The sequence below is a fragment of the Thermoproteus sp. CP80 genome (assembly GCF_002077075.2).
Classification (GTDB): Archaea; Thermoproteota; Thermoprotei; order Thermoproteales; family Thermoproteaceae; genus Thermoproteus.
On the sequence record NZ_LCWM02000013.1, the window covers coordinates 31,348 to 38,826 of the forward strand.

The following is a 7,479-nucleotide window of genomic DNA, read 5'->3' on the forward strand; positions in this document are numbered from 1 at the left end:
CGCCGACGGTCAGCGCCAGATCCGTGGCGTTAGGCCGGTAGACCACCAGCCCGCCCAGCTCGCCGTACGCCGGCGCCTGTATGGACAGGATGGAGCCCGGGGCGGCCCAGGCGGCGTAGCTCCGCGCCAGCGTGCCGTTCACGTAGATCGGCATAGCGGCTACCACGGAGACCAGATATCTTGGCGACCAGCTCACCGCCAGCGCCGTCGAGGCGTCGACGACCAGCGACACGTTGGCTACGCCGGGCACGAACATGGTCCCGTTTCCATATATGTAGCTGTGCGCCTCCACCCTCACGGAGGAGCCCGGCTCAAGCCATGCCGTGTAGTTGGTGGTCTCCTCGCCGTTAACGGCTATGGGCAGCGGCGAGAGGATCCTCACGAGGTATTCGGGCCGCCAGTCCATCGTGAAGTTCACCGGCCCATCGACGACGAAGGTCTCGTTCCCCACGCCCGGCGTGAACATCGTCCCGTTGTCGAGGACGTAGCTATGCGCCTCGACCCTCACGGAGGAGCCGGGCGTTGCCCAGGCCGTGTAGTTCCGCGTCGGCACGCCGTTTACGTACACGGGCAACGCCGAGCGTATGCTGACGAGGTATCTGGGCGACCAAGATACGCTTAAGGCAGACGGCGAGATGACGCGGAGGGTCTCGCTCGTGGCGTTCGGCACCAGCATGGTTCCGTTGTTGAACACGTAGCTGCGGGTCTCGATGACTATCTGGGAGCCCGGCCGGACCCAGGCCGTGTAGTTGGTAGCCATCACGCCGTTGACGGCTATCGGCAGTGCGGAATAGACCTCGACCAAATACTCGGGATGCCAGCTCACCGCGACGTCGATCGGCCCGTTGACGACGTAGGTGTAGTTAGCCGCGCTTGGCACGAGCCTGGTCCCGTTGTCGAGCACGCGGTCGTAGGCGACTATAGACAGAGACTCGCCGGAGCGGACCCAGGCCCTGTAGCTCGTCGTCCCCTCGCCGTTGATGTAGACCGGGAGCGGGGACGCGACCTCGACGAGGTAGTACCTCAGCCAGCCTACGGTTATATTTATCGGGCTGTCGACGACTATGGTCTCGTTGCCGACCGTGGGGACCAGCATGGTCCTATTGCCGAGGACGACCGCGCGGTCCCTCACCTCTAGAGCGCTGCCGCCGGTCAGCCACGCCGTATAGTTTGTGGCCGCCACGCCGTTGACCAGGACCGGTATCGGCGAGACGACGCGCACGGGGTACTGGGGCAGATAGACCAAGAGGCCGGGCGTGAAGGGGCCAGGAGCTGTGAGGACGAAACGCCCGTTCGGCACCGTGACGTTGACGTCGGCGAAGGCCGCTTCCCCTGTGGCGGGCCCGGCGTCGTAGTCGTTGGGCAACGGCAGCCAGGCGCTGCCGTTCCAGTACTCCAGGGCCAGCTCGGCGCGCAGGTCCGTGAAGTTCGTCCACTCGGAGTTCCCATAGCCCGCGAACACCAGGCTGGCGTCCATCGGATGCCCGTCGCCCGTCAACAGCGCGCCGACCTCGAAGTGGGCGTTGACGGCCGGCACATACGGCGTGATCGTCACGCGGTCGTACCAAACCACGCCGCCCCCCAGCGCGTAGCCGAAATCGACGTGGACGGAGCCGCCGGCCGCGTAGGCCCGCATGACCAAGTAGCCGCCTGTGGGGAGGGCGTACGTGCCGCTGAACGCCGTATAGCCGTAGTACCAGCCCCCGGAGGAGCTGTAGACCTGGCCGTTGCCGGCTATCGCGTAGCCGGAGAGGGCGCCCGGGCCGCCGCTGTCGTTCCATATGTTGTCCCATACGCTGAGCTCGTTCCTATCGGTTATGAGGCCGACGACGTCCTGCGCCCAGTAGTACTGCCTCCGGCCGTCGGCCAGCTCGACCGCCACGACCGCATTCAGCTGTAGACCGGCCCCGCTGTTCGGCACGCCGTATCGACGCTCGCCGTTTGGGTTGTAGGCCCTTATCGCCGAGATGTGGAAATAGCCCCTGACCGCGCCTGCGGCTATCGGGCTCCTCGGGAAGGACACGACGCCGATCGGCAAGGCCGTCCCGTTGTATCCGGTGATGTAGATCTGCGGATCGTATTGCAGGTTGGGTATTGGGTACAAAACCGCTGTGTAGTTCCCAGGCTCGGCTATAGGCGCCGCGATTACGTCCCCGTAGCCCACCGACCCTCTGTACACCGCCGGCTCGGCCTTTCCAGCCCACCAGAGGTCGTAATTCTGAGCCGTGAAGATGGCCAGGTTGAATGTGTGGGGGTCGGCGCTGGCCAGCACGATGTAGCCGGGAGATGTGAACGTGAAGTTCACATAGGATATATTGCAGTAGCACGGCTGGACCGCAGTCTGGGCATCGGCGGCGAGCGCAATCGATAGGAGGAGTAAAGCCAGGGCTAAGGAAGGCCTCGGCCAAGACATATATTCTTTGCCAAGATGTTATTATTCGGACCTCTCAACGGGCGCGAGAAATGGCTCGAATCCCTGGCGTCTCTCGCTTCGCGCGTCTCCACGACGTCGCGACACTGCAGGGGTTTTTGCAGGGAGTACGTCGAGGCGCAGCGGCGACAGGTTCTGACGAGACAAACAATGGCCGTGGACGCGGCGGCGCTTGGAGCCGCGCGGTTTTGGCGGGACTCGTGGCGGTTGGCCGCGAGGCGTCTCCGGCCCTCGCGGGCGTAGCCGGAGGCGGCGCACATGGCCGGCAGTTGAGCGCAGGTCTGAGGGTCGACCCCTACGCCGCGATGAAGTGCGAGGACAAGGCGGATGGAGACCTTAGAGGGCGGCGGAGCCGTTGGGCCTATAGTAGTTGCGCAACCACAGCCTCCCCACGATGACAAATGGATGCCAGACAGGCGCCGTAAACGGCATGTAGCTGTACTCGGCGTAGAACAGCCTTTCCGCGGGCTCCCCGATGAATTGGGCCGCCAGGTCCACGTAGGCCCCCACCGCCGACGAGAAGCCCACTATCTGCATGCCGATGAGCCTCCCGCCGCTCACCAGGGCCTTGACCACCATCTCCCTGACCTCCCTCACGTACTTAGCCCTGTCCAACGCCCTCACCACATACGCCGCGACGGCCATGCCCCTCCTCGCCGCGTCCGCCTCCGTGAGCCCCACGCTGCCAACGTACATATCCCTGAACTTGGTCACCGAGGCCCCCGCCACGGGCGGAAACTCGGCGGCTCTTCCGCCCAGACCCGCGTTGGTTCCGGCGACGTACCCCATCTTATTGGCGTAGGTGGCCAGCGGTATCCACGCGGGCTCGCCCGTGACCTTATGCACCATCTCGGCCGCGTCGCCCGCCACGTAGACGCCGGACGGCCCCGCCTCGAGGTACCTATTGACCGCCACGGCCCCGGTGGGGCCCAGCTTGGCCCCCGCCTTCAAGGCCAGCTCCACGTTGGGCCTCACGCCCGTGGCGAACACGACCGCGTCCACCTCGTAGCGGCCGCCGTCCGTCACCACCCGCCGCACTCTGCCACCTCCCTCTAGGCGCACAACCCTCTCGCCCAGGCGCAGCTCCACGCCGCCTGAGGCCATGTAGTTGGCCAGCAACCCAGCCACATCTCTGTCGAGAACCTTGGGGAGCGGTCTATCCTCGCCCTCTATCAGCACCACCTTCTTCCCCGCGGCAGCCAACACGTCGGCCATCTCAACCCCTATGTACCCCCCGCCTATGATGGAGACGCGGCGGGCCTCCGCCAGGATCGCCTTGGCCTGCCGGATGTTGGCCACCGTCGGCACCACGACGCCCCTTAGGCCCACGCCCTCCACGGGCGGGATCCACGGCCTGGCCCCCGTCGCAATTATCAACGCGTCGAACTCCACGAACCCTCCGCGCTCGCCCTCCAGCTTGACCCTGTTCCCCTCCACGTCGACCGCGCGGGTGCGGAGCAGGACCTCCACGCCCCGCTCCGCCTCAAACTCCTCCTTGTCAAACAGCCAGACGGCTTCCTCGGCCATATCTCCGATGGCGTACGGCACGGCGCATGGCGCGTGCGTGATCACGTCGCCGGCTTCCACAAGCACAACCCTGCAGTTGGGGCAGAGCCGCTTTGCCCGGGAGGCCGCGGTGGATCCCGCGGCGCCGCCGCCCACTACGACGACAGTGCGCATAGATAAAGATTGCCTTAAATATTTAAAGATTTTGTATATTATTTATCAGTAACTAAATAATTAATTATAGTTTATTAAGAAGAATGCGCATGGATATCTCTGGAGAACGAGGATCCGCTTCCGTCGTACAAGCCCTAGGACGCTGTAACCGACGGCCTCGCCAGACCATGCAAGATAGCGGCGGCCGAGGCGCCGATCATCGCGGCGTCTTCGCCCCAACAGGCGCTACGCCGCCGACATAGCGCGGAGCCGTGAGCCGCCATAGCGCCAAGACCTGACACAGCCCGATCGCCGCCACAGCGCCGGCGAATCCCGCGCGTGGCCCTTAAGCTCGCGGCGGGGCGCTCAGCCAGGCCGCTTCGTCAAGCTCGGCTTGATCCTCCCGATATGCGGCCTGCCTCCCGCAGGCTCCCGCGGGCAAACTAGACCGGCGGCGGGCCTACCCCTCCGGCGGCTCCCTCGCCGGCCTCCTGGCCCTCTCAGCCAGGATCTTGAGGTACGTCTCGCGGAAGAGGGGGTCCTCCTCAAGCCGCCGCCAGACGTAGCGGTAGAAGTCGTTGATGAAGTTGAGGTAGGCCCTCCAGTAGTCTCCGTCGTTTTTAGCGGCGAGTTCCGCGAAAAGGCGGAGCGCCTTGGCGTTGTGTGCTAGGTTTCTCCTACGCTCCTCCTCAGCCTCTCCAACGACGCCCCGAGCCTCCTCGCCCACGCCTCAAGCCCCTCCTGGTTTAAAATTCCTTTCGACCTGGCGAAGGCGTAGAGGAAGACCGCGTCATCGAAGTCTTTGTCGGAGCCGAGCCACAGCTTGTAGGCGATCTGGAGCTCCAGCGGCGACACGTATAGAACCTCACCAGCTATGGAGACAGCAACCCTCCGGGCCAGGGCATGGCGCTGGTAGAAGCTCCGCGGCGGCTTCACTTCGAGGTTAGGCAGTACAGCGGGCGGCTTGTAGAACCTGACCGAGGCGTGTCTGAACTCGTAGTCTAGGTTGCTCTCGAGGGCGAGGGGTTTGAAGCCGCATCTGGCCGCTCTTGCGGCGACCTCGGCGCCGGAGGCCGCGTCAACCACCACGTCGACGTCGTCTGTTGTTCTTGTGCGGCCCAGCAATATGGCTACGTATTAGGCCACGATGACGTACTCGAAGTCGAGGCACCTTATGAATTCCATCACTAGGCGGTCAAGCCAGCTAGGTTCCCTCTCAACTGTGATCACGGCCATAACTAAGAAAATGTAGCCGGCTTCAAAGTTCGTGTTTCATTTAAAGGCGCCAGAGAGAGGTGGGTGGGGCGCCAGCGCCAGGACGTAGAGGCCCATGGCGGCGAAGACTGCGAGGCCTATGGGGAGGGCCAGCTTCATCCACTCGCGGAACCCGATCTTCAGAACTGTTGCCAAGACTATGTTGGGGACGTTGCCCGGTATGGTGAAGCCGCCGGAGATCACGAGAGAAATAAGGAAGCTCCTCAGCGCATCTTCAGCCATCCCGGGCGCCACAAGCGCGGCGACCAGCGTGGCGTTGTCGGCGACGGCGGACAACGTGCCGAAGACGTAGAGGGCCTCCTTCCCCAGCTCCGCCACGACGGCGGCGACGGGCTTGAAGAACTCGCCCAATATGGTCAAGGCGAATATGAAGATGAATATCCTCCCCGTCCTGAGGAGAACCTCCCGGAGCTCCGGCTCGTAGGGCTCCACCTCGGCCCCCGCCGCGTGGAGTCTCCTCAGGGTGAAATAGGCATAGAGGGCGAAGAACGCCACCACGATGAACACCGCGTCGAAAAGCACATCCACGAGGTAGAAGAAGCCTTGCTTCAGCTTGGCGACCGCGATGGTGGAGAGGGGCTCGCCGATTGGGAGAAGCGCCGCCCCTGCGCCTACGGCGAAGGCCCCGTACACAGCCGCCCTGGCCTTATAGCCGTGCGGCGCCTTGGCGAAGCCGAGGAGCTCCGCCAAAACCGCGGACGCCGCAATCGCCGACACCACGCCGCTGGAGAGGCCCAAGGCGAAGATCAGAAGCGCCAAGACGCCCGGCCTCGCCAACAGGTCGGCTTTCGCCGCCAGCTTGCGCCTAAGGAGGTAGAAGACCAGGCCTGCCGCCAGCACCACCTGGGTGATGCCCACCGGCACGTAGCCGATGCCGGGCTGATAGACCGCCAGCGGGTGGAGCAGGGCCTCCTCGACCAGCTGAGGGCTCCAGATACCCCCCAGGGTGGCCCCCGCCACAGCCATCGCCAGGAAAAACAGCTCCAGGTTGTGCTCCACCTTCTTCGAAATTATGGGAAGCACTATCAGCAACACCAGAAACGCCACCTGAAGCAGAGGCAGCTCCATGACCCCCCGGGGAGACGGCGTCTATATAAACATAACCCCCAGCGCCTGCAGACGGCGTCAGAAGGGGCCGGAGGCCGCAGACAACGAGCTCCGCAGAGCCTCCAGCGCCTTCTCGACGTCGTCGCTCCACTTGACGCGCCCCCTCAGCGCACCGACTCTCTCCGCCACCTCGGCCGCGAGCGCCAAGATGGCCCTAGCCGCCTCCTCCTTGGAGCGGTACTTCGAGAGAGCCATGTCTGGATCCGGCCCGTGGTACTGGTAATCGTGGATGTTCAGCGCCCTCTCTGTCCAAGCCGACAAGCCGCCGTACCCCAAGCCCTCCAGCATAAGCGAAAGCGAAAACATCCGCGTCGTCGGGACCTTGGGGACTGCGGTGGACTCCAGCCATCTCCTCTCCTCTTCGCTTTTAGCAAGAGCCTTCAGCCTGTCGAGCTCAAGCCTGAGGAGAGCCGCCAGAAGCGCTTTCCAAGCCTGGAACGCCTTACATGCGGCGTTGCGCACAATCCCCCGCCCGAGGAACTCCAGGGCGAGCCCGGCCTCGGTCAAAGCCTCCAGAAGTCGAGCCTCCACATACGCCGCGTGAGACGGCTTCGGAAGCGGCCGGTCCAGAACCTCCACGGATACCATAAGCGCCCGGCCGTATCAGGATAAATACATTTCGGCGAAAGCTTTCAAATATGGCCTGCCGCATATGCGTGGACGCTTGGGACATAAAGCAAAAGGTAGAGACGAGACTCAAGGTGGCGCTGGCTGAGGCGGAGCTTGCCCTACGCTTCTTAGAAGAAGGACTTCACAGAAACGCAGCTGGGAAGGCGTTTCAGGCCTGGAAGGCGGCTCTCGCCGCGGCGGCCGCCCTAGCCCGGGACGAGTTGCTCAGAAGATACAGGGGAAAGGTCGCGACTCGGGAAGGCGCCGAGGTGGAGCTGGCCGACTGGCTGATCGCCCTCATGCCCACGGGCAGGATGTGGGAGGTGGCCCGCGCCCTGCGGCAATCCTACGGCGACGAGGTCGTCCTCCTCACCGCCCTCGCCCTCAACCTACACGAG

Annotated in this window: 7 protein-coding genes; 1 reads left to right on the forward strand and 6 read right to left on the reverse strand. The window is 64.1% G+C overall.

Features of this window, described 5'->3' with window-relative positions; all coding sequences use genetic code 11:
- The 6 genes from B7L68_RS04060 to B7L68_RS04085 form a co-directional block, all read right to left on the reverse strand.
- A partial coding sequence (locus tag B7L68_RS04060) for a thermopsin family protease (protein ID WP_143615292.1) occupies positions 1-2,413 on the reverse strand: 2,413 nt, incomplete at its 3' end.
- Positions 2,414-2,767: 354 nt separating this feature from the next.
- Positions 2,768-4,111 carry an FAD-dependent oxidoreductase gene (locus B7L68_RS04065; RefSeq protein ID WP_081246414.1) on the reverse strand — a complete coding sequence of 448 codons (1,344 nt, stop codon included), beginning with the start codon at positions 4,109-4,111 and terminating at the stop codon, positions 2,768-2,770.
- 439 nt (positions 4,112-4,550) lie between these two features.
- Entirely contained in the window at positions 4,551-4,817 is a 267-nt protein-coding gene (locus B7L68_RS04070; protein ID WP_081246415.1) for a hypothetical protein, read from the reverse strand.
- Complete coding sequence (locus B7L68_RS04075) at positions 4,757-5,215, reverse strand: hypothetical protein (protein WP_238136316.1); 459 nt, start codon at positions 5,213-5,215, stop codon at positions 4,757-4,759. Before B7L68_RS04075 ends, B7L68_RS04070 begins: the two co-directional genes overlap by 61 nt.
- Before the next feature lie 147 nt (positions 5,216-5,362).
- Positions 5,363-6,433 (reverse strand): DUF1646 family protein, encoded by a 1,071-nt coding sequence (locus B7L68_RS04080; RefSeq protein WP_081246416.1) that lies wholly within the window; start codon positions 6,431-6,433, stop codon positions 5,363-5,365.
- Between the two features lie 57 nt (positions 6,434-6,490).
- Positions 6,491-7,060, reverse strand: a complete 570-nt coding sequence (locus B7L68_RS04085) for a PaREP1 family protein (protein WP_081246417.1) — start codon at positions 7,058-7,060, stop codon at positions 6,491-6,493.
- A 68-nt stretch (positions 7,061-7,128) separates the two neighbouring features.
- On the opposite strand from B7L68_RS04085, the gene B7L68_RS04090 reads away from it, so the two are divergent.
- On the forward strand, positions 7,129-7,479 hold a 351-nt coding region (locus B7L68_RS04090; RefSeq protein WP_238136317.1), incomplete at its 3' end, for a PaREP1 family protein.

What these genes read in the sequence shown, in the direction of transcription:
- B7L68_RS04065 (WP_081246414.1), bottom strand. Translation starts at nt 4,111, where the DNA reads ATGCGCACTGTCGTCGTAGTGGGCGGCGGCGCCGCGGGATCCACCGCG.
- B7L68_RS04085 (WP_081246417.1), bottom strand. Translation starts at nt 7,060, where the DNA reads ATGGTATCCGTGGAGGTTCTGGACCGGCCGCTTCCGAAGCCGTCTCAC.
- B7L68_RS04080 (WP_081246416.1), bottom strand. Translation starts at nt 6,433, where the DNA reads ATGGAGCTGCCTCTGCTTCAGGTGGCGTTTCTGGTGTTGCTGATAGTG.